This window comes from Thalassospira australica, from assembly GCF_044790785.1.
GTDB classification, from domain to species: Bacteria; Pseudomonadota; Alphaproteobacteria; order Rhodospirillales; family Thalassospiraceae; genus Thalassospira; species Thalassospira australica_A.
This window is the reverse complement of record NZ_CP085258.1, coordinates 1,087,257-1,109,022: the sequence shown is the minus strand read 5'-3', so window position 1 is coordinate 1,109,022 and position 21,766 is coordinate 1,087,257. Positions and strand designations below refer to the sequence as shown.

The window sequence follows — 21,766 nt, the reverse complement described above, 5'->3', positions numbered from 1 at the left end:
ACAAAACCCCCACCCGGTTACCCGGATGGGGGTTTCGTAAATCAGCGCCTTCGCAAGCGAAGGCAAGCCGAATTAGGCAGCGGTCAGATCGTCAGCCGAAACGCGGCCCGAACGGGAGTCGGTGCGCAGTTCGTAGTTGATCTTGTCGCCTTCCTGCGGATGGTTCATACCAGCGCGTTCAACGGCGCTGATGTGCAGGAATACGTCATTTCCGCCTTCGTCCGGCTGAATGAAACCAAAGCCTTTGGTTGCGTTGAACCATTTAACGGTACCAGTTGCCATCTTTAAATCTCCTTTAGAGTGTCGATTGGCGTTACGGTGCATCCCGCGTGGATGCACCAATCAGTTTGGAAAGCTGCCTCAGGCGGTTTCGCGCCTGCTGCGGTTTCCGGAATTGTTTTCAGAACGGCGTTCGCCATTCGGGCGTGCGCCCGGACGACCACCAACCGGCTTGCCGGGGCGCGCGCGACCCGGACGTCCGTTGCGGGCTGCCGGTTTACCATTTGCAGTCGCACCGTTGCCGGTTGTGCGGCGCTCGTCCGAGCTGCCAAGGAATGAAAGGTTGGATGCAATGCGGTTGTCACCGCCGCCCGTCCCGTTCGAAGTCACCTTTTTCGGTGTCCGAACCCGGCTATCACCATTGGCGCCGCGGGTATCACGGTTATCACGACCGTCACGACGCGCGCCGTCGCGGGCCTGCGGACGGGCCGTTGCGCGCTCAGAACGCTCATTATTGCGATCATTGCGTTCGTTGCGATCCGCACCACCTTTGATACCGCCCTTGTAACGGCCGGAATTTTCCGATCCGCTGGCGACATCGCGCGTGGTTTCTTCGGTGCGACGACGATCATTGCTCCGGTCATTGCGATCATTACGACCACGGGCGTCATTGCGCCCCTGACCGTTACGGCCACCTGCACCCGGACGACCACCGCCATTCCGGCCACGTCCGTTACTGTTACCATTGCTGGCACGGCGATCCGGATTGGCATCGCGTTCGGCTTTTGAAATCGCGTCCTGCTCGGCGGCGGCCTTGGCATCGCGACGATCAATCACCGGGATCGACTGACGGGTGGTTTTTTCGATATCACGCAGAAGACCGCGTTCTTCCTCGTCACAGAATGCAATCGCCGAACCGCTGGCCCCACCGCGTGCGGTACGACCGATACGGTGAACATAGCTTTCCGGGACATTCGGCAATTCGAAATTCACAACGTGGGTCACACCGTCGACATCGATGCCGCGCGCGGCAATGTCGGTTGCGACCAGAACGCCGATCTGACCATCCTTGAACGCGTTCAATGCCCGTTCGCGCTGATTCTGGCTTTTATTGCCATGAATAGCGGCAGCACTGATCTTGCAGCTTTCAAGATGACGCGCCACACGATCCGCCCCGCGCTTGGTGCGGGTAAAGACCAGGGTACGTTTGAAAAGCGGGTTATCAAGCAATTCCGCCAGAAGCTGACGCTTGCGGTTTTTCTCGATCATATAGACCGACTGCTCGACACGTTCCTGGGTCGTGGCAACCGGGGTCACCGAAACCTTGACCGGATCGGAAAGCATATCACCGGCAAGCTGCCCGATCTGCGACGGCATGGTGGCCGAGAAGAACAGGTTCTGACGATCACGCGGCAGCATCTTGATGATGCGTTTGATCGGCGGCAGGAAGCCAAGATCAAGCATGTGATCGGCCTCGTCGAGCACGACGACATCGACATTGTTAAGTTTCAGCTTGCCCGCATCAATGTGATCAAGCAAACGCCCCGGTGTTGCGACAAGAACGTCAACACCCGGCGTAATCGCCTTGATCTGCGGGCCATGCGCAACCCCGCCGACAACAACAGCAACCGAAACATTCATGAAACGGCCATAGGCACGGAAGCTGTCGCCAATCTGGGCGGCCAGTTCGCGCGTCGGCGCAAGCACAAGCACACGGCATGATTTGGCCGGGGTGCGGGTTTCATTTTTGGAAAGACGGTGCAGGATCGGCAGCGCAAAAGCAGCAGTCTTGCCGGTGCCGGTCTGTGCGATCCCCAGAAGGTCTTTGCCTTCGAGGAGAGATGGGATGGCCTGCGCCTGGATCGGCGTGGGCACATCATACCCTTCATGCTTGAGAGCGCGAAGGACGGGCTCGGCCAGGCCGAGATCCGAAAATTGGGTCAAATAAAAGTATCTCTTGGTATTGCGGCAGCAGAGGGAAGGGAATCGGCCCTTGAATGTATTACGTCAGCTCTGCGCCTTGCATATTCTTTCGGAAAAGCCCGCGTAGTAGGGCCCTTCAATGCGGTTTTCCGGTAGATCACTCAACAGGCGAGGCCAATAAAGTCCCCTCTACGCTTCTGGAGCGATCAAATAACAAGGGCACCATGCGCAGAGTTTCATGCGCTTGTCAAATGGGTTGTTTACGACCAAAGGCGGGAACTTTTTTTGAAAACGTATTTTCTCGGTGCCAGTCAATCGCCTCAAGCGAAGGCATATAGCGGAAAGGCTTGTGAATCTCGGCCCCATCGAAGCGCAAAAACCATGCTTCAATCATTGGATCATGGTGTGCAAATTTTTCAAGTTGCGGATCAACTTCAACACGCAATTCATGATTGAGTGTCCAATAACCCTCATCAAATGCTGTGTGATGATTCCGGCATAACGACAAACCATTGTCAGGACGCAATCGATATGTCTCGTCCTCTTTGTGCGGCTTGATATGGGACGCCTCAAGCAATCGATGAAGCTGCCCGCCACAAACACAACATTGGAAGCGATAACCTGAAATCACGGCGCGACGAAAAAAACCCTGATTGAGCCGCTCCTTACGAGTGCGCAAAACTTCAGTGGGGCGACCAGATACATCAAAAAAGACATTGCTCCGTCCGCCATCCCCTGACGTTGCTCTACAGGACGGATAGTTTGCGAAACTTCAATGTTATGAAGATTTAAGCTGTCTGTCGCACGCTCGATTTCATCGACCACCCGTTGGGGGTGGTTATGGAACCGCATCATAAGTTCGCGATCCGCGGCACTCACTCCCTTTAACCCGACACGATGTAGTGTCGGATCAAGGCTGGCAAAGTTACCGAGTTTCATCGCCACCGAACTTGGTGTTCGTCCGAGCGCTTCCGCAAGAGCGATAATCTGCCTGTTCTTACTATGAAACTGGCCAAATTCGAGTTCGAAATACAGCTTAAGCGCCGCATACCTCTCTCGATCTGTCCAATCCCTACGCGCCATTACCACAGTCCCCTGCCTCACCCCATCAAAAACTATCCTTTTCCAATGGGTTGTGAAACAGAAAACGTTAGTTGGCAGCGCAAGGGCTCCCAGCCCCGCAAGGATTGGTCGCAGCACACGGGTTCATATATTCGTGGCGCGGATTTACCGGTGCGCAGGGAGCCTGGGCATATCCGGCGCCACAGGGCGAAGCCGCGCAAGGGTTCCCGACCCCGCATGGATTGTAGGCGCCGCACGGATTTGCTGCGCAGGGGCTGGCACTGCACGGCGCTGCGGCACAGGGATTTGCCCCACAGGGATTATATCCTGCGCAAGGATTGGCGGCACACGGATTGGCAGAACAGGGGTTCGCCGAGCAAGGGTTTGCGCCACACGGATTACCCGCACATGGGTTGCCCCCCGTCGCCGGATTGTTGACCGGGTTGGATATTGCGGGCGGATTGACTGGTGCCTTGGTGTGATTGAAATGATCAAACGCCACCGCACCGCTGGCCGCAAGGAACACCGCGCCAAACAGGATTGTATTTTTTTCACTCATGACTTTTTAAATCCGTCCATGCCAAATACCGGGCGTAGCGCAATCCCGATCCAGCTTCCGGCAAAGGCCATCACAAACCAGAGCCAGCCATGCACGCTGCCCGAGGCGATACCGCTAAACAATGCACCGATATTGCAGCCAAACGCCAGACGCGCCCCGTAGCCCATCAATATCCCGCCAACAGCCGCCGCCAGAAGGGATGCAAACGGTACCTTGACCTTGGGCGCGAACTTACCCGCAAGGCTTGCCGCCAATGCCGCCCCGATCACGATGCCGAAATTCATCACCGACGTATTATCCGCCAGCACCGAATTTGAAAGTGCCTTGGCCGGACCGGCCCAGTTCCAGAATTCCCACGTCTCGACCGGAATACCGATGCCTTGCGCGATCTTCGCCCCCCAAAGCCCGAACCCGAACGTGATCGACCACGGATGCCCCGCACTCAGAAGCGTTGCAACGTTAAGCCCGGCCAGAAGGATACCCGTCCCGACCAACGGCCACGGACCATGCAGCAACCGGGCAAAGCCCGCACGTGGTGCCACCGGTGCGGTTTCAATCGAACCATGCGCACGCTTTTCAACCCAGATCGTGATCAACGCCACCAGCACCAGACCGGCAAAGGTCACCCCCAATCCGCCCCAGATGCCAAATTCGGTTCCAAGGCTCATGGGGGGAAGCGATGGCAGTTCAAGCCACATCGGCAAATGCGCGGTGCCGATCACAGCGCCCAGGATAAAGAACACAAGGGTCAGCAACATGCGCGCACTGCCGCCGCCAACCGTAAACAGCGTTCCCGATCCGCATCCGCCGCCAAGCTGCATGCCAAGGCCGAACATGAACGCACCGACCAGAACCGAAACACCAACCGGGGCCACCGCGCCGACAATCGGGGTGCCAAGTGGTGCGCCAATCGCCAGCAACGGAATAAACGCCGCCGTGGCAACGCCAATCATCAAAAGCTGGGCCCGCATCGCGCGGCCACGCTTTTCGACCGAAAACCGCCTCCAGCCGCCGGTAAAACCGAATGACGCATGATAAAGGGCAATGCCCAGCAACCCGCCAAGGCCATAAAGCACGGCCTGATGGATATCGACCGCCTGCGCAATCAGCACCGCGACAATCACAAACAGGATGGCCGTGACGGCTGCGGGCCCTTTGTCAAAACTAAAGCCCGAAGCACGGACATTAAGGGTCGTTTCAGACATGGTGGTGACGCTCTATCTGACTGGAAACCTGAAAACGAACGGAACCGGGCAACCCGGTTCCGTCAAAACATCGCGTATTATAGGGGCGTTACGCCGTATTTCCGAATTATTCCGGAACAACCACTTCGCGCGACGGATCAGCCGCCCATTCGGCCATGGAGCCATCATACATGCGGGTGTTTTTGTTTCCCATCACTTCCGAAAGGCCAAACCACGCAACCGATGCCCAATGGCCGGTATTGCAATAGGTGATTTCATCACCGTCTTTCGACACACCGGCATTTTCAACAAGGCCACTGATCACATCGGATGCAACAAACTGGCCTTTCTGATCGTCATAAAAGGCCGACTGTTCGATATTGACCGCACCGGGGATCGCACCGGCACGCGCCACGACGGGGCTGGTCTGTTCGCCGCGGAACTGTGCCGACGGACGCGCATCGACCAGCGCAACACCGTTTTCACGCGCCTTGGCAACATCATCGGCGGACGCCAGAAGCTCCGGTCGGAAATTGGCATTGAAAGCCACGGCTTGCGGGGCAACCGCATCGGTTGAAACCGGCTTGCCCGCTGCTTCCCATGCACGCTGCCCGCCATCAAGGATGGTCACCGCATCATGGCCCAGCACCTTGAAGGTCCAATATACACGGGTTGCCGAACCGAAATCCGAACTGTTCTGACCGGCCGGCACGACAACAACCTGTTTGTCATTATCAATGCCAAGGCTGCCGATCCGGGCCGAAATCACATCAACCGGCGGCAACTGGCCGACAACATCGCCCACCTTGGCCCGCCAGCCGAACTTGCCATAAGGCGCAAACACCGCCCCCGGAATATGCCCGGCATCATAGGGGCTGCCTTCCTTGGTCAGCGACCGGATATCGACAACCACCAATGACGGGTTATCAAGATTATCCGAAAGCCACGCCGCATCAACCAGCGGCTTTTCGGTCAGGCGCTCGGCCTGTGCGGCAGAACCCGCAAAGACAATCGCCACTGCCGCAACGGCAGAAAGAATAAGAGAACGCATGGGGCCTGTCTCCGATTTGGTGAATTAGAAATCTGTGAAACTTATATAATCACCATGCATTAAATGTCAATTAATCTGTAATAACAGTTATTTTTTGTTATAATTTGCAACACCGTTAATTGAGCCCCCCTTGCCGCCTTTAAACGCTAGGGCCGCAACCCGTTCAGATACCGCGCATATTCCCGCGCAAACGCATCATGGGTTTCACTGTTGCGCAAGGCGGGCGGGCGGGTCAGGAACCCATGCAATATGGCAATGATGAATTCCGCAACCGATGACGGTTCGATATCGGTGCGAATGGTTTTATTGAACTGCCCGTGGCCCAGATGAAGCGCCAGTCCGCGCCGCCAATACCGGTAAACCCCATCAATCCGCTTGCGCAGATTTTCATCAAGTTCCGCTGCCCCCGATGCCAGCCGCGCCAAAGGACAACCGCCTTCAAGCAGTTTCGGCGCATCTTTGGTGCCAAGGCTATCGACCTGCCCCATCATGACCGGCAGAATATCTTCCTCGCCATCAAGCGGCTTGAGCCAGACATCATCGATATATTGCGGCAAACATTCCTCGATCACCGCATGAACCAGTTTCGCCTTGCCGGGGAAGTGGTGATACAGCGCCCCCTTGGTTGTGCCGGTCCGCTCCAGTATCTGATTGATCGATGCCCCGGCAAACCCGGCCATGCGGATCTCATAAAATGCCGCGTCAAGGATCAGCTTGCGGGTTGCCTGCGGATTGCGGGGTTGGCGTGTCGTCGCCACCGCATTTTGCGAATGTTCGGCAAGCGCGTTTTCAATCGCCCTCTCATCCACCGGATCATCCGGATGGGAAATCCGGGCCAGTGCGGCGGTAATGCTAAAGGGCGACTTGCTCATGATTTTATATCTTGTGCCATGGATAAAAAGGCTGCCCAAGGTTCCTCTGTTTTTGTCCCGAGGTCAATATAAGAGCACGCAGTGCCAGGCGTGACCCTGCGCACATCATCCCGACCCGTTTCATCATCCAGCCCCTTGCAATTCAATGCAAACCGGTCTCTATTACGGGATTGCGGGGCCGTGATCCGGCCCCCATATCCGGGCCGGAGGCAGGCCGGAAGCACGTGCCGGAAAACACGCGTCAAAGCCTACCTTACGTCCAAGCCCAACGCCACCCTGACACGATTATGGTGGCATGCGATGACAGGATCGCATTCGATCGGAAAGCAGATGCATATTCATTCCATCGCCTTTGTCGCAGCCGACACCAAAATTGCCCAGGACGCGATGTACCGGTTAAAGCATCGCTATGGCCATGTTTCGCCCGACATCGCCGATGTCATTGTCGCCCTTGGCGGCGATGGTTTCATGCTGGAAACCCTGCATCGCTATATGGGCCGCAAGGTGCCGATCTATGGCATGAACCGGGGCACTGTCGGCTTCCTGATGAACGAGTTCCGCGAAATCGACCTGCCCGAACGCATCGCAGAGGCCCAGACGGTTGAACTGCACCCGCTCCAGATGGAAGCCCACACCATGCAGGGCGAAAGCCTGTGTGCGCTGGCGATTAACGAGGTATCACTTCTGCGCGAAACCCGGCAGGCCGCAAAACTGCGCATCAAGATCGACGGGGTTGAACGGCTGGCCGAACTGGTGTGCGATGGCGCACTGGTCTGCACGCCTGCCGGAAGTACCGCCTATAACCTGTCGGCACACGGTCCGATCCTGCCGATGGGAAGCGGTCTTATGGCCCTGACCCCGATCAGCCCGTTTCGCCCGCGTCGCTGGCGCGGTGCGCTTTTGCCGCACGGGGCCGAAGTCGTTTTTGATGTGCAGGACCCGCAAAAACGCCCGGTTTCCGCCGTGGCCGATTATACCGAGGTTCGCGATGTCTCGCGCGTGATGATCCGCGAAGACAGCAACATGAAAATCAAATTGCTGTTCGATCCCGAACACAATCTCGAAGAACGTATTCTTAAGGAACAATTCGTCGAATGAGTGCCGCCAACACCACCGCAATGCCGTCTGCTGCAACCCTTGACTGGCTTGCCAAGCTGATCAGCCATCCCAGCGTCAGCCTGACCCCGAACCTTGCCCTGATCGAACAGGCGCAAAGCTATCTGGAAGATCTCGGCTATCTGTGTGCGGTCGTGTTTGACGAAACCAAAAGCAAGGCCAACCTTTATGCCACCATCGGCCCGGCGGTTGACGGTGGCGTGATCCTGTCAGGCCACAGCGACGTGGTCCCGGTCGAAGGCCAGAACTGGGCATCCGATCCCTTCACCACCGATATCCGTGGCGACAGGCTTTATGGCCGCGGGGCATGTGACATGAAAGGCTTTCTGGCATGCCTTCTGGCCAAGGCCGAAGCCTTCAAAAATGCCGATCTGCGCGTGCCGATCCATCTGGCCTTCACCTATGACGAGGAAGTCGGCTGCCTTGGCGTGCCCAGCCTGGTCGAGGCGATCAATGCCCTGCCCCATAAACCCGCCATGTGCATTGTGGGCGAACCCACCAACATGCAGGTCATCACCCAGCATAAAGGCAAATATTCCGCCCGTGCGCATTTCACCGGCTGGTCGGGTCATTCATCGCTTCCGGGCGAAGGTGTCAATGCGGTTGAATATGCCGCCGAATTTGTCGTTTTCCTGCGCCGCCTTGGCCAAAAATTCCGCGATGAAGGCCCGCATGACGATGAATTCGTGCCCAATCACACGACCTTCCACAGCGGCGTGATCCATGGCGGCACGCAGCTCAACATCATTCCGCAGGATTGCTATGTCGATTTCGAATTCCGCAATCTGCCCAATCATGACCGCAACGAACTTAAGGGCCTGATTTTCGATTATCTCGACAACACCCTGATCCCGCAAATGCGCGAAATTTACGACGATGTCGGGGTCGAAATCGAAGTCGTCTCCGACATGCCCGGCCTCGCTACCGGCGATGACGAGGAAGTCACCAGACTGGTCATGGAACTGACCGGGGCCAACACCACCGGCAAGGTCAGCTTCGGCACCGAAGCCGGCGTTTTCTCGGCGATGGGCGATATCCCCACCGTCGTCTGCGGCCCTGGAAGCATCGAACAGGCCCACAAACCCGACGAATTCATCGAACTCGACCAGCTCGCCCGCTGCGAAAAGTTCCTTGATAAACTGCTGGCGGTACTGGTGCGGAAATAAATTTCCACACCAGACGGCCTCCTGATTAATCAGCTATCGAACTCGATTTTCAACACATCGCGATCAATCATGTCTGACAAGGCATCCCCATTGCGGGATGCCTGTTTTCCAAGGCTGCCAATGCCGCCAAACATAAGCTCGAATGCAGCAGCTCCAATATCTTCAAACGGTGTCGGATATTGCGGTTCATAGGCAAGCGTCAAAGTTCCCCCGGATGCATCGAGTATTGATCTGGTCACCCTGGCCATATCATTCTCGAACCGGCTTTTAGGCGGATTTTCCGAAATTTGATGATCCAGCTTGCGGAAAAGCTCCTTGCGATAGGCTGCCCCGTCAAGCGCTGCACCGTTTTTCACACTGACATATTCGGCGATCCGGTCTTTAAGCCCCCGATCCCTCAAACGCAGAGAAACCGAATTCAGATCAGCCTTGCCCATGTCATCAAGCATCTGCCCCATCGCATTAAAGCCACGCACGGAAAAACGCTCGACCGGGGGAGCCGTAAAACGGCTGATGCTGACGTCGAACTCGCTATCAAACAAATCCGGCATGTAAATATCCAGTGATGCCGACACATCCCCTTTGGCAATATCGTATTCATATTCAATGCCAATGTCGCCGCGCACGGCATCCATCCCGATCAGAAACGGAGATGGTGCGCCAAACAGCCCGAACGAACTCGCTGCAATTGGAAAATCAACGTCCTCCAGAGCAAAATCAACACTTCGCAACTGCCCGCTACGCTCATCAAGATCGTAGTTCGAAACGGTCAAAGCCCCGACTGTGCCCTCTGCGCCCTGCAAACTCAGTCGCACATTATGCAATGTCACGCTTTGCCCGATAAGGGACGCATCGATGTCCCGATAGCGGATATCGCGATCAAGTTCGTTTTCACGCAGAAACCGGGCAATCTCGATTTCGGCTTCATCTGCGATATGACTTTGAAAGCCGAAATATCCCCCCGCGAGGACCAAAACCGCAACGACACCTGCAATCAATCCGATTTTTTTACGGCCTTTTCGGGAAGGCTCGGACACATGATTGTTACTCTGTTCCATATCCACACCTATTCCCCTGCACCTGACCATTTCGGATATTGAGACCGTACATAGGCCGCCACATCATCGTTGTTCATGCAAATCCGGTCCGCACATTTCGTCGCCCTATCAACTGATATAACGCTATAAAGCGCTCTATCGATCTTCTGGCCGTCCCCCATGCCGGAAACAAAATACCAATCACCTTCTTCTAGCCCCTCCCCCGTCAGATAGACACGCGATGGCCATTTGGCGCGATAACCGACACTGTCGCGCTCTCCGACCTCGACAAAAGCCCGAACCGGAAATTTCTGGCCGCGAGAAAAGGCGCTGGCGGCAATATCATAGGGATTGTCAAAAGACGGATTGCCATCGTGATACAGGGCCGCAAGCTTGGCCGGAACGACACCATCTCCGGCAAGACTGTCATAAAGCTTTTGCGCTTGCGCATCCTCGCGTTCCTGCTGAACACGGCGCAACTCTTCTTCGTGGCTGCGCTGGGCGGCAAGACGTTCTTCCTCGGCCCGACGCTGTTCTTCTGCGGCCTTCCTCACTTCGGCCATATGCTGTTCACGCGCGGCAATAAACTTGGCTTCATCATGATGGACCAGCAGATAGTCGAGCTTCTCGCCAGTAAAGATTTTAACGTCAATAAATTCCGCCTGAAGCTTGTAGTACTTTGCCCAATCTTTATCTTCCAAGCCATCATCTTTCAGCCGAGCCAGATAAGTAACGCGGATTTTGTTATCCGCTTTCTCTAACCGGTCCACCGCGCTGCGCCCCAGATCACCGGGCAAATAGATTTCATGATTGAAACTGTCCGGAAGGCTTTCAAAGCTGACCTGAACCTCGCCACCGATGGTATTCTTGGCGAAATTCCCGCTACGGTATGAGCAGGAAGTCTCGAACTTTCGATTGTTCGGTGTAAAACCACCGATATCCAGCATCGAACTCTCAAAGTCGTAGTTGCGGTCCACCCAGAAATCAAAGGAAAATTCGAAAACATTCACCGCAGATTGCGGCATTGACATTACTTCTGGCCGGATTTTCTCACGCCAGTCACGCAGATCAAACTCGTTGCTCCATACCTCATCGTACTGCTTGCAACTTTGCAGCGTAGCAATTTGATAAATGAACAAATCGTCTTGCAGCGCTTCAGGGTAATATTTTGCCACCAGGAGAAATACATTAGCAGTAGTTAGAGCTACCGGCTTTACATCCGGCTGCTTCTCCTTAACAACAACCGGCTTTTCCTGCTTTGCAACAGTCGGCGCTGGCGGCGCTTCAGCTGTTTCTCTGTTCGCGACATCGGCTTTCGGCGTCACATTCTCCGTAGTTTTCTGAGCAGGATCACCCACCGTAGCCTCAGGTGCAATAGCCCACCCACTGGCCTTCGCAATTCGGAAGTTGCGTGTCAGAGTCCCGGCACTGTCGGTTACCTCGATCCTCGCGGTTTCCATCTGCGGGCATTCCGCGTCAAATACCTTTGCGATTGTCGGAAAAAGGGTTTCTTCCTTATCGACCAAAGGACTGTCGGCGTTGCGTGCAAGCTTCAAATGCGCATCCGCTTTGCACCAATTATCGCCCCCGACGCCAAACAGCTCGATGCCAAGCTTCGAGGACCGCGCGATCTGCTTTGTTTCTGCCGCTTCAACGTCAAACGGCAATGACAAAGCCACCGCTGATATCATCAGCGGTGCCAAAATAAAACGCCGATATCCCATCAACCCAGCTCCCAGACACCATCCGGCGACTTGCAGGCCGAATAGTTTTTCTGCTCGCTCTCGCTGCCGTCACTGACGGTCATCGAAACATCGCGGCAGGTCGTTTGCACGATCAATGTCTCGGTCTCGAACTCTGCATCAAGGTCAATGACGTCGCTATCGCGCTCGATAACCTCTTCCTCCGCAATTTTCGCTGCTTCGGAATCTTGTGTCATATCTGCTGCAGTCATCTGTATATCGGGAGCCGCGTTCGGCTCTGCCAAAAGCGTGTGATACACATATCCAATGGCCTTGCCATCACGCCCGACCAAATACCAGTTGCCGTTGGCAACACTACCAACCGCGTTGATACGGTCCCCCGCCCGCAACCCTGTCAGGACATCTGAATCCGTCGAAGGCGCGGAACGGACATTGGCCCCTTTGGTGATCACACGCTCTTCACCCACAATCGTCATGCCCACTGGGCTAGCCACGACTTTCGGACGCTGTACATCCACCTTGGCGGCCACCTGCCGGGTATTGGTCGGGACGATTTCGGCACTTGCCCCGGTATCAGGGTTATTCCAGGTAACTGTTTCACCGTCATTTCCGGCATTCAGGGTCTGAGTGGTGGTCTGCTGCACGGCTTCGGCATCTTTGGGATCAAGCATTCCACCGACCCAGTCACCAATCATATAGCCCGCCGTCGCCCCGATGGCGGTTGCGACAAGCTGACCGGTTCCGCTACCGAACTGCGCGCCCAGCAGTGTCCCCCCGACCACCCCTACGATGGAGCCGACGGTCTGCCCCGTCGTTTTATTACATCCGCCAAGTGCGAGTACAGACATCAGAACCAGCGCGGTCGTGCCGCGCAAAACAGCTTTATTCATAAAAAAATACCCCTTTGGTTTCAAACCTGAAGACTGTCCCTAATAAAGATTTATCGAACTAAACTTTTAGATGTCAATGCACGTCGAACACACGCAAAAGCAATTAAATTGCTTGAAAAAAATCACTATCAATGAAACAGAAATCAACATATTCGCCTTCCGATACAAAGGGATAGCGCCTGCAAGTTGAAAACCGCCCAAATGGATGGGGAAAATTCACAACTTGACGTCAAGCCCATCAGCAGACAAAACAAAGGGCCGGTGCATTGCACCAGCCCTTCTTACGCACGCGCAACGGCGGGGTCGGGGGACTAAGCAGACAAGTCTGCAACCGTCGCGAGCGCGCCGACAAAGCCGGTCTGTTAACTCAGACCGGCTTTGCTTTTGGTTTATTCCGCCGGATGTTCGTGGGCCGCCTTCACATCACCGCGTTTCGAACGGTTCTTGGCAAAGGCACCGACAATCAGCACGAAGAACAGCGGCACGAAGAAGATCGCAAGGATCGTGGCCGCAATCATGCCGCCCATCACCCCGGTCCCCACCGCAACACGCGCCCCCGCACCGGCACCGGTACTGATCGCAAGCGGCAGAACGCCCAGCGTAAACGCCATCGAGGTCATGATGATCGGACGCAGACGCTGGCGTGCAGCCTCGACCGTTGCCTCAAGCAGCCCCATCCCCTGATCATAAAGTTCACGTGCGAACTCGACGATCAGAATGGCGTTCTTGGCCGAAAGCCCGATGGTGGTCAGGATCGCCACCTGGAAGTAAACGTCATCGGGAAGACCGCGCAGCAAGGCTGCAATCACGGCACCCAAAACGCCCAGCGGCACAACCATCATCACCGAAACCGGAATCGCCCAGCTTTCATACAGTGCCGCAAGACACAGGAAGACCACGATCATCGACAGGGCATAAAGGGCCGGGCCCTGCTCGCCTGCTTCGCGTTCCTCATAGGAAAGCCCCTGCCATTCAAGGCCGATACCGCCCGGAAGCTTGGCAACGATTTCTTCCATCGCCCTCATCGCATCACCCGATGCAACGCCCGGTGCCGCCTGACCCTGGATATTGACAGACGAAAGACCGTTAAAGCGCTCCAGACGTGGCGAACCAAAGGTCCACTCCGTGGTCGAGAAGGCCGAAATCGGCACCATCTCGTCATGGCTATTGCGAACATACCAGTGATCAAGGTCTTCGGGCATCATGCGATATTTTGCATCTGCCTGCATATAGACCCGCTTCACACGGCCCTTTTCGATGAAGTCGTTGACATAGCTCGACCCCCAGGCAGTTGCCAGCGTGCGGTTGATGTCGGAAATGTCGACCCCCAGCGCACTGGCCTTTTCCTGATCGATATTGATGTCAAACTGCGGCGTATCATCCAGGCCGTTCGGACGGACACCGACCAGACGCGGGTCCTGTGCCGCCATGCCAAGCAACTGGTTGCGTGCCGCCATCAGGGCGTCATGCCCTGAACCGCCACGATCCACCAACTGCATGTCAAAGCCGTTCGCCGTGCCCAGCTCGATAATCGCAGGCGGGGCAAAGGCAAAGACCATGGCATCGCGGATCTGGGCAAAGGCACCATAGGCCCGCCCGATCACCCCTTCAACCGACTGTCCCGGTTCGGTACGTTCCGACCAGTCTTTAAGGTTGACGAAGGCAATACCCGCATTCTGACCACTCCCGGCAAACGAGAAGCCAGCAACGGTAAAGATACCGTTCACCACGTCCTTCTCGGCTTCCATAAAGTGGGTCTCGATCTCTTTGAGCACTTCCACGGTCCGCTCCTGCGAGGCACCGGCCGGCAGTTGCACCATCGAGAACATGATCCCCTGATCCTCATCCGGCAGGAATGACCCCGGCAGACGCACGAACAGGAAGGCCAGAGCGCCGACAAGAATGCCATACACGAACAGATAGCGCCATTTGCGGTTCACCACATGGCCGACACTGCCCTGATAGAAATTGTTGGTCTTATCGAACCCGCGGTTGAACCAGCCAAAGAACCCCCGCTTGGAATGCGGATCGGTTTTGGACGGTTTGAGCATGGTCGCACAAAGGGCCGGTGTCAGGACAATCGCCACAATCACCGACAGCACCATCGCCGAAACGATCGTGATCGAAAACTGTCGGTAAATCGCCCCGGTCGACCCGGCAAAGAACGCCATCGGCACAAACACGGCTGAAAGAACCAACGCAATACCGACAAGTGCGCCGGTAATCTGGCTCATGGATTTTCGTGTCGCTTCACGTGGTGGCAAACCGTCTTCATGCATCACGCGTTCGACGTTCTCGACCACAACGATGGCGTCATCGACCAGAAGGCCAATCGCCAGCACCATGCCAAACATGGTCAGCGTGTTGATCGAATAGCCAAACGCCGCCAGCACGCCAAACGTACCAAGCAAAACCACCGGCACCGCAATCGTCGGGATCAGGGTCGCACGCCAGTTCTGCAGGAACACGAACATCACGACGAAAACAAGCGCGATGGCTTCAAACAGGGTCCGGACCACTTCCTCGATCGAAACTTCGACGAACGGGGTCGTATCGTAAGGATAAACGACCTCAAGCCCCTGCGGGAAGAACGGCTCAAGCTCCGCAAGACGCGCCTTGACGGCCTCGGCGGTATCAAGCGCGTTGGCCCCGGTTGCAAGGTTGATACCGATACCGGTTGCGGCCTGTGCATTATAACGCGCAACCACGTCATAGCTTTCGCCGCCAATCTCGATGCGGGCAACATCGCCCAGACGGATCTGCGATCCGTCGGTATTCACGCGCAGCAGAATGTTGGCAAACTCGTCAACCGTCTGCAGCTTGCTTTGGGCGGTAATGGTCGCGTTGATCTGCTGGCCCGGCACCGAAGGCGCCCCGCCGATCTGACCGGCGGTGACTTCGGTATTCTGGGCTTCAATCGCCGAACTGACATCGGCAACTGTCAGGTTATAGGAAACCAGCTTGTTCGGATCGAGCCAGATGCGCATCGCATGCTGCGCCCCAAACACCTGTACCGAACCGACACCATTCACACGTGCAATCGGGTCTTCGATGGTCGAAACCACGAAATCCGAAAGGTCTTCGGCATTCATCGATCCATCAGACGACACAAAGCCCGCCACCATCAGGAACGAGCCGCTCGATTTTGAAACCGTGATGCCCTGCTGCTGAACTTCGGTCGGCAGGCGCGACATCGCAGACTGCAATTTGTTCTGCACCTGAACCTGCGCGATATCGGGATCGGCTTCGGGTTCGAATGTCAGCGTAATGGATGCACTGCCGGTCGCGCCACTGTTCGAAGACATATAGCGCAGGTAATCCAGCCCGTTCATTTCCTGCTCGATAACCTGCGTCACCGTGCTTTCCACGGTTTCGGCCGAGGCCCCCGGATAGGTCGCCTCGATCTGCACCGACGGCGGCGCAATCGATGGATATTGTTCGATCGGCAGCTGCAAAATGGACAGCCCGCCCGCCAGCATGATCACCAGGGCCACAACCCAGGCGAAGACGGGGCGATCAATAAAAAACTTTGCCATTAGAAATCGTCCTTAATCGGCAGCTTACTGGGCTGTTTCCTGGGCATTATCCTGGGCGTTGCCTTGGGCGGCATCCTGGCCACCACCCTGATCGGCATTCGCCGCTTCGACGGGTTGCGGCGCAACCGGCGCACCCGGCCCGATACGCTGGAGACCGTCGACAATCAGCTGTTCGCCATTTTCGACACCACCGGTAACCAGCCAGTTTTCACCCTGCGACTGTTCGATTTCGATATCCTTGGAAACAGCCTTGCCGTCACCCACCGTATAGACATAGGCCGAGCCATCCGGACGACGCATCACCGCTTTCTGGGGGATAAGGAATGCCCCTTCAAGTCTGCCCTGACGCACCTGCCCGCGCACGAACATGCCCGGCAGCAAGACCCCGTCCGGGTTCGGGAAAACCGCCCGCAGACGAACCGTACCGGTGGTTTCATTCACCGTCACATCGGAAAACTGCAATGTCCCGGTATGGGGATATTCAACACCCGTCGCATCAATGATCAGCGAAACCTCGATCTTGCCGTCCTCGACGCCCTTGATCCGGCCATTCTGGATCGCCTGCCTGATCTTGAGCAAACGGCCACCGGCCTGCGTCACATCGACATAGATCGGGTCAAGCTGCGTGATCGTGGTCAGTGCTTCGGCCTGGTTGGCCGTGACAAGCGCACCTTCGGTCACATCCGATGAACTGATCTGGCCCGAAATCGGGGCTGTCACCGTGGTGTATTCCACATTGATGCGCGCCTGGTCGACCTGCGCGCGCGCGGCCGCAACCGATGCCTTCGCCTGCGCCTCTGCCGAAATTGCATCGTCAAAGGTCTGTTCGGACACCGCCTGCGTTTTCACAAGGCTTTCATAACGCTTGCGGGTTTTGGTCGTTTGGTCAAGGGTCGCACGCTGGCGGGCAAGTTCCGCCTGGGCGGCGTCAAGTTCCGCCATATAGACGTCCTGATCGATCATATAAAGCTGCTGACCGGCTTCAACGAGCGCCCCTTCGGTAAAGTTGCGTTCCTTGATGATGCCATCGACCTGCGGGCGCACGGCAGCCTTGCGAAACGCAACGGTACGGCCGGGCATTTCCTCGATCAGACCAACGGTCTGCGTCTCAAGCGTAATGGTGCCGACCGGCGTTGCCTGCGGCTGCTGCTGTGCGCTGGCATCCGACTGCTGCGCCTCTTTTTGCTCGTCGCAGGCTGCAACCATCAATGCAAGCGCGGCCATACCGGCAAATTTCAAACAAGATCGCATCGACAAAATTATTTTCCTTCTCACGGTCCTAATAAGCAAAGCTGCCTTGGTCGGGGTCAAATCAGGCCGGATCAAGAGGCAGCTTTACCATTGAATTCTTAAATACTGTACGGTACAGTACACATTGTGCGCTGCACGATCAAGAGCCAAAAACAAACAAATCACGAAGATCGAAAAACAATGAGTGAAACGCCAGAAACCCAGGAAAAACAACCCGGTCGCGGAACCGCACGGAGACGTGCGATGATGGATGCTGCATGGCAGCTTCTGCTGGAGAAAGGCTTTTCTGGCGTTACGCTAAATGACGTTATTTCCCGATCCGGTGGCTCACGCACAACACTCTACGAGGCATTTGGCGGAAAAGACGGGTTGCTCGCAGCCGTCATGACAGAACGCTGCATGGAATTTTCCGCGGAATTGCATATTTCGCTGGAATCCAATCTCCCTCCCCGTGACGCCCTGACAGACTTCGCCCTCAAACTATCGAACAAGATACTAACCGAGGAGGCCGTCCGCTTCACGCAGATTCTGTTCTCCGAAGGACAGCATTTTATACCAATGGTTGAGAAATTCCTTGAAGTCGGCCCCGAAAGCACGCGAAAACGTCTTGCAAACTACCTGAAACGCCAGAACGATCTGGGCAATCTTGCCATTGACGACCCCGATCACTACGCCGAAATCTTTGACGCGATGATCGTCGGCGACTGGCAGCATCAGATCATGAAAATGGTTTCCCCGCCCAAATACAGCGATGAACAGATCAAAAAACGCGTCTCGCGCGCTGTCGATGTATTTCTGTGTGGCGTTGCGGTTGACGGCAAACGCGGCACGCTTGGCTGCGCCCCGGCGGATCAGTAACCCCTGAAATACAGGTCGGGCCCGGCGGCTTCGCCCCCTGTGATCCGTTTCACACCGGCGTATTTTCGCACCGGCTGGCACCCCCTTGCAACAATCCCTGCCCCATCTTCACCAAATTTGATGTAAAGAATGCAATCGTTCTAATCACGATCCGCTAATCATTCGAGGGGCCTTCGATCATGCCTGTACGCCGTATTGTCATCGGCATTGGTATTTCACTGATTTCCGTTTGTGCCGCTGGCGCAAATGCCTTTGCGCTTGAAACACAGAAAGCGCGCGAAATCATGGATGCCATTCTGATGCAGAACGGCATCTCCGCGACCGAAACCTCGGCCGAAAGCAGCGATGGTGCGGTCAACTTCACCTATGACGATGTCCGCCTTGATCTCAGCGGTTACAGCTCGGCCCGCGAACTTGCCCTTGAAGGTGTCAGGGTGACACTCAACGATACCGATGCTGCCAATCAGGTCGATATCGATATTGCCCTGCCCGAACGCGGTAAAATGCTGGCCGACGCCACCAGCGACCAGCGCGACCTGACCATGCGGGCCGCCCGCGGCAGCCTGCGCTGGGATTATGTCACCGGCGTTCCGGTCGATTTCACCGGGGCGGCTGATTTCCTGATCGGTGATGAACCGGTCACGCGCAAACACTGGCTGATGAACGGTCTTCTCCTGCGCTGGATGCCCGATGAAGCCCGTATTTCATGGCAGGCAGCGGAATGGACCGGCCCGAACCGGGAAAAACGCGGCTCGGTCAAATCGACCAGTTTCCTGCTTTACCCCGGTGAAAATGGCGAAACCCACCTTGATTACACCCATGACGGCCTCTGGCTGCCAAACCTTGTGCAGCCACGCACGGTCCGGATCAAAAGCAGCAGCACCGGCCTGCCCTGGTCCGAAGCCCGCCCGATCCTGCAAAAGGGTTTTAACGATATGATGACCGGCCTGGCCCCGCGCGCCGCCCGCCGCCAGATCGCCAACGATCTGTGGCAGAAGGCCGCCGATAACGGTGCCCCGGTCAAGATTGATGAAATTTACGTCGAAGGCCGCGGCCTCGAAGCACTTGGCAAGGGTGAATTTATCGCCCAGCAGGCAGCACGTTACGGTTTTGCAGGCCAGCTTGACATCGACCTGATCGGGCGTGAACACCTGCAGGATCTGATCGGCACGCCTGAAAGCCCGACCCTGCTTGGTGCCCTTGTTCCCTTCGCCGTTGACGGCCTGGCCGCCGGTGAACCCGGCAAACAGGGCACGACGAATTATGACGTGGAACTATTGCGCGACGGCCGGATTGTCGTCAACGGCATCACCGTGTTCAGTGGCACAAGCGGCAGTTGATCGTACAGGTTATTGATGTCCGCCCGATCCATGAGGCCGACGGCTATCAATTCGCCAATATGAAAGACCCGTCCGGAAATTCGGTTTCGATTTCCAGCCGGGCCTTTGCAATCCGTTCCTGACCGGGCTCAGATACCCTGCCCGCCGGAAACCTCGATCCGCTGGGCATTGACCCAACGATTGTCTTCCGACAGCAAACTGGCAATCATCGGCCCGATATCATCGGGCACGCCAACCCGGCCAAGCGCCGTCATTTCGGCAAACACCTTGTTCAGGTCCGGGGTATCGCGCACTGCCCCGCCAAGGAAGTCGGTTTCAATCGCGCCCGGTGCGACCGTATTGACCGCAATGCCGCGCACACCAAGTTCCTTGGCCATATAAAGGCTCAGCACCTCAACCGCGCCCTTGACCGCCGCATAGGCCGAAAATCCGGGGAATGCCCCCTTGGTCAGCCCGGATGACAGGTTCACGATCCGCCCGCCATCGGCAATCAACGGCAACAGGGCCTGTGTCAGGAAGAAAACCCCCTTGAAATGCACATCAACCAGCTTGTCGAACTGTGCCTCGGTGGTTTCGGCAATCGATGCCATGTCACCATGACCGGCATTATTGACAAGATGGTCAAACGTTTCCCGGCCCCAGATATCGCGCAATCCGGTGCGCAGGTTTTCGGCAAATCCGGCAAATCCGGAAATATCGGCAACGTCAAGTTTCAGGGCCAAGGCCTTCCGCCCCATTGCCTTAATCTCCGAAACCACTGCATCGGCATCGTCAGATCGGCTGTGATAGGTCACGATCACATCCCCGCCGTGCCGCGCGATGGCAAGGGCGGTATTGCGGCCAAGGCCACGACTGGAACCGGTTACAATTGAAATCCTGGTCATCGGACAACTCCTTGGTTTGGTGATGTTGGATAGTGTCGGTTGATGTCGTCCGTTATACTGTCGCCCTTCTCACCCGTCGTTGCCGGAACCTCGGCATACTTAGCCTAATCCTCCAAACTGTATTTACGACGATATCAATCGGGATTAGGATCGCGGCATGACAAACGCGCTTCTCACCTCGGTCCGGTCCTGGCTTGATAGCCTTGCCATCGACAGCGGACTGGCCCAGACACCCGTTCCCGGCCTGACGACCATCCGGTCCGTCACGCCAAGCGGGCTGGATTATGCGATCTCGCGCCCGCTGGTGTGCCTGATCCTTCAGGGCTGCAAACAGGTTGCCCTTGGCGACCGGACTTTCACCCTTCGCCCCGGCAACACGCTTCTGATTACCGCCGATGTCCCGACCGTCAGCCAGATCACCGATGCCAGCCCCGATGCGCCTTATATGTCGCTGGTGCTTGATCTTGATCCATCGGTGATTGCCGACCTGTCATTGCAGATGGGCACCCCGCCGCAAAGCGATGATGCTGCCGTCATTGTCGCCCCCACCGATGACAATGTCGCTGATACCGCCCTTCGCCTGATGCGCTTGCTGGATCGTCCCGATGCCGTTCCCATGCTCCATCAATCGCTGATCCGCGAATTGCATTACTGGCTTCTGACCAGCTCGCATGGGGCCGCCATCCGCCAACTTGGCTGGCCCGACAGCCACACGCAGCGCGTGGCACGCGCGGTCGCCATCCTGCGCAAAGAATTCAGTAAACCTCTGCCGGTGGACCGACTTGCCGCCACTGCGGGCATGAGCCCGTCCTCCTTTTACCAGCATTTCAAAACCGTCACCTCGCTGTCCCCGCGACAGTTCCAGAAACAGCTCCGCCTGATCGAGGCCCGCCGCCTGATCATGGCCGAAGGCATGACCGCAAGCAGTGCGGCCTATAATGTCGGTTATGAAAGCGTGTCACAGTTTACCCGCGAATATCGCCGCATGTTCGGCATGCCGCCCGCCACCGACCGGGATATGGCGCGGGAACAATCCCCCGCATCGCAGGCCGCCGAATAACAACATTCCCTTTCCCTGATAATTGTACATCCGATCATGTGACATCCTGTTGACG

At 56.5% G+C, this 21,766-nt stretch carries 18 protein-coding genes; 5 read left to right on the top strand and 13 right to left on the bottom strand.

Annotated elements, in window-relative coordinates:
* Window positions 1-72: 72 nt before the first annotated feature.
* The 7 genes from LG297_RS05210 to LG297_RS05180 all read right to left on the bottom strand — a co-directional run bounded on the left by LG297_RS05210 (window position 73) and on the right by LG297_RS05180 (window position 6,870).
* Window positions 73-282 (bottom strand): cold-shock protein, encoded by a 210-nt coding sequence (locus tag LG297_RS05210; protein WP_007090722.1) that lies wholly within the window; start codon window positions 280-282, stop codon window positions 73-75.
* A 78-nt stretch (window positions 283-360) separates the two neighbouring features.
* On the bottom strand, window positions 361-2,094 hold the full coding sequence (locus LG297_RS05205) for a DEAD/DEAH box helicase (RefSeq protein ID WP_404425821.1): 1,734 nt from the start codon (window positions 2,092-2,094) through the stop codon (window positions 361-363).
* Between the two features lie 295 nt (window positions 2,095-2,389).
* Window positions 2,390-2,773, bottom strand: coding sequence for an HNH endonuclease (locus tag LG297_RS05200; RefSeq protein WP_404425819.1), 384 nt, complete (start codon window positions 2,771-2,773; stop codon window positions 2,390-2,392).
* Window positions 2,770-3,225: a hypothetical protein gene (locus LG297_RS05195; protein WP_404425817.1), complete on the bottom strand. Its 456-nt coding sequence runs from the start codon at window positions 3,223-3,225 to the stop codon at window positions 2,770-2,772. Before LG297_RS05195 ends, LG297_RS05200 begins: the two co-directional genes overlap by 4 nt.
* Window positions 3,226-3,759: 534 nt before the next feature.
* Entirely contained in the window at window positions 3,760-4,968 is a 1,209-nt protein-coding gene (locus LG297_RS05190; protein WP_404425815.1) for a YeeE/YedE family protein, read from the bottom strand.
* Window positions 4,969-5,074: 106 nt separating this feature from the next.
* Window positions 5,075-5,998: a sulfurtransferase gene (locus LG297_RS05185; protein WP_404425813.1), complete on the bottom strand. Its 924-nt coding sequence runs from the start codon at window positions 5,996-5,998 to the stop codon at window positions 5,075-5,077.
* A 146-nt stretch (window positions 5,999-6,144) separates the two neighbouring features.
* Window positions 6,145-6,870: a TetR/AcrR family transcriptional regulator gene (locus LG297_RS05180; RefSeq protein ID WP_404425811.1), complete on the bottom strand. Its 726-nt coding sequence runs from the start codon at window positions 6,868-6,870 to the stop codon at window positions 6,145-6,147.
* Between the two features lie 330 nt (window positions 6,871-7,200).
* On the opposite strand from LG297_RS05180, the gene LG297_RS05175 reads away from it, so the two are divergent.
* Both LG297_RS05175 and argE read left to right on the top strand, forming a co-directional pair.
* Window positions 7,201-7,968, top strand: coding sequence for an NAD kinase (locus LG297_RS05175; RefSeq protein ID WP_404425809.1), 768 nt, complete (start codon window positions 7,201-7,203; stop codon window positions 7,966-7,968).
* Entirely contained in the window at window positions 7,965-9,152 is a 1,188-nt protein-coding gene (gene argE / locus LG297_RS05170) for an acetylornithine deacetylase (RefSeq protein WP_404425807.1), read from the top strand. Before LG297_RS05175 ends, argE begins: the two co-directional genes overlap by 4 nt.
* Before the next feature lie 29 nt (window positions 9,153-9,181).
* Here argE and LG297_RS05165 read toward each other — a convergent pair whose 3' ends face one another.
* The 5 genes from LG297_RS05165 to LG297_RS05145 form a co-directional block, all read right to left on the bottom strand.
* Window positions 9,182-10,210, bottom strand: coding sequence for a hypothetical protein (locus tag LG297_RS05165; protein WP_404425805.1), 1,029 nt, complete (start codon window positions 10,208-10,210; stop codon window positions 9,182-9,184).
* An 8-nt stretch (window positions 10,211-10,218) separates the two neighbouring features.
* A complete protein-coding gene (locus tag LG297_RS05160) occupies window positions 10,219-11,913 on the bottom strand; it encodes a hypothetical protein (RefSeq protein ID WP_404425803.1) in 1,695 nt (564 codons plus the stop codon).
* Complete coding sequence (locus tag LG297_RS05155; protein WP_404425801.1) at window positions 11,913-12,782, bottom strand: SH3 domain-containing protein; 870 nt, start codon at window positions 12,780-12,782, stop codon at window positions 11,913-11,915. Before LG297_RS05155 ends, LG297_RS05160 begins: the two co-directional genes overlap by 1 nt.
* Window positions 12,783-13,171: 389 nt before the next feature.
* Complete coding sequence (locus LG297_RS05150) at window positions 13,172-16,318, bottom strand: efflux RND transporter permease subunit (RefSeq protein WP_404425799.1); 3,147 nt, start codon at window positions 16,316-16,318, stop codon at window positions 13,172-13,174.
* Between the two features lie 24 nt (window positions 16,319-16,342).
* The gene (locus LG297_RS05145; protein WP_404426932.1) at window positions 16,343-17,569 is read right to left on the bottom strand and encodes an efflux RND transporter periplasmic adaptor subunit; all 1,227 of its coding nucleotides are present in this window, start codon (window positions 17,567-17,569) and stop codon (window positions 16,343-16,345) included.
* 180 nt (window positions 17,570-17,749) lie between these two features.
* On the opposite strand from LG297_RS05145, the gene LG297_RS05140 reads away from it, so the two are divergent.
* Together LG297_RS05140 and LG297_RS05135 are read left to right on the top strand one after the other, a co-directional pair.
* Entirely contained in the window at window positions 17,750-18,427 is a 678-nt protein-coding gene (locus LG297_RS05140; protein ID WP_404425797.1) for a TetR/AcrR family transcriptional regulator, read from the top strand.
* A 179-nt stretch (window positions 18,428-18,606) separates the two neighbouring features.
* Entirely contained in the window at window positions 18,607-19,767 is a 1,161-nt protein-coding gene (locus tag LG297_RS05135) for a hypothetical protein (RefSeq protein WP_404425795.1), read from the top strand.
* A gap of 128 nt (window positions 19,768-19,895) precedes the next feature.
* On the opposite strand, the gene LG297_RS05130 is transcribed toward LG297_RS05135, so the two are convergent.
* Entirely contained in the window at window positions 19,896-20,651 is a 756-nt protein-coding gene (locus LG297_RS05130; protein WP_404425793.1) for an SDR family oxidoreductase, read from the bottom strand.
* A 157-nt stretch (window positions 20,652-20,808) separates the two neighbouring features.
* Between LG297_RS05130 and LG297_RS05125 the strand changes: the two genes are divergently transcribed.
* Window positions 20,809-21,711 (top strand): AraC family transcriptional regulator, encoded by a 903-nt coding sequence (locus tag LG297_RS05125; RefSeq protein WP_404425791.1) that lies wholly within the window; start codon window positions 20,809-20,811, stop codon window positions 21,709-21,711.
* The last annotated feature ends 55 nt before the right edge of the window (window positions 21,712-21,766 follow it).

What these genes read in the sequence shown, in the direction of transcription:
- LG297_RS05135 (WP_404425795.1), top strand. Translation starts at nt 18,607, where the DNA reads ATGCCTGTACGCCGTATTGTCATCGGCATTGGTATTTCACTGATTTCC.
- LG297_RS05165 (WP_404425805.1), bottom strand. Translation starts at nt 10,210, where the DNA reads ATGGAACAGAGTAACAATCATGTGTCCGAGCCTTCCCGAAAAGGCCGT.
- LG297_RS05185 (WP_404425813.1), bottom strand. Translation starts at nt 5,998, where the DNA reads ATGCGTTCTCTTATTCTTTCTGCCGTTGCGGCAGTGGCGATTGTCTTT.
- LG297_RS05145 (WP_404426932.1), bottom strand. Translation starts at nt 17,569, where the DNA reads ATGCGATCTTGTTTGAAATTTGCCGGTATGGCCGCGCTTGCATTGATG.
- LG297_RS05210 (WP_007090722.1), bottom strand. Translation starts at nt 282, where the DNA reads ATGGCAACTGGTACCGTTAAATGGTTCAACGCAACCAAAGGCTTTGGT.
- LG297_RS05125 (WP_404425791.1), top strand. Translation starts at nt 20,809, where the DNA reads ATGACAAACGCGCTTCTCACCTCGGTCCGGTCCTGGCTTGATAGCCTT.
- LG297_RS05130 (WP_404425793.1), bottom strand. Translation starts at nt 20,651, where the DNA reads ATGACCAGGATTTCAATTGTAACCGGTTCCAGTCGTGGCCTTGGCCGC.
- LG297_RS05140 (WP_404425797.1), top strand. Translation starts at nt 17,750, where the DNA reads ATGAGTGAAACGCCAGAAACCCAGGAAAAACAACCCGGTCGCGGAACC.
- LG297_RS05175 (WP_404425809.1), top strand. Translation starts at nt 7,201, where the DNA reads ATGCATATTCATTCCATCGCCTTTGTCGCAGCCGACACCAAAATTGCC.
- LG297_RS05190 (WP_404425815.1), bottom strand. Translation starts at nt 4,968, where the DNA reads ATGTCTGAAACGACCCTTAATGTCCGTGCTTCGGGCTTTAGTTTTGAC.
- LG297_RS05180 (WP_404425811.1), bottom strand. Translation starts at nt 6,870, where the DNA reads ATGAGCAAGTCGCCCTTTAGCATTACCGCCGCACTGGCCCGGATTTCC.
- LG297_RS05155 (WP_404425801.1), bottom strand. Translation starts at nt 12,782, where the DNA reads ATGAATAAAGCTGTTTTGCGCGGCACGACCGCGCTGGTTCTGATGTCT.
- LG297_RS05150 (WP_404425799.1), bottom strand. Translation starts at nt 16,318, where the DNA reads ATGGCAAAGTTTTTTATTGATCGCCCCGTCTTCGCCTGGGTTGTGGCC.
- argE (WP_404425807.1), top strand. Translation starts at nt 7,965, where the DNA reads ATGAGTGCCGCCAACACCACCGCAATGCCGTCTGCTGCAACCCTTGAC.
- LG297_RS05195 (WP_404425817.1), bottom strand. Translation starts at nt 3,225, where the DNA reads ATGGCGCGTAGGGATTGGACAGATCGAGAGAGGTATGCGGCGCTTAAG.
- LG297_RS05160 (WP_404425803.1), bottom strand. Translation starts at nt 11,913, where the DNA reads ATGGGATATCGGCGTTTTATTTTGGCACCGCTGATGATATCAGCGGTG.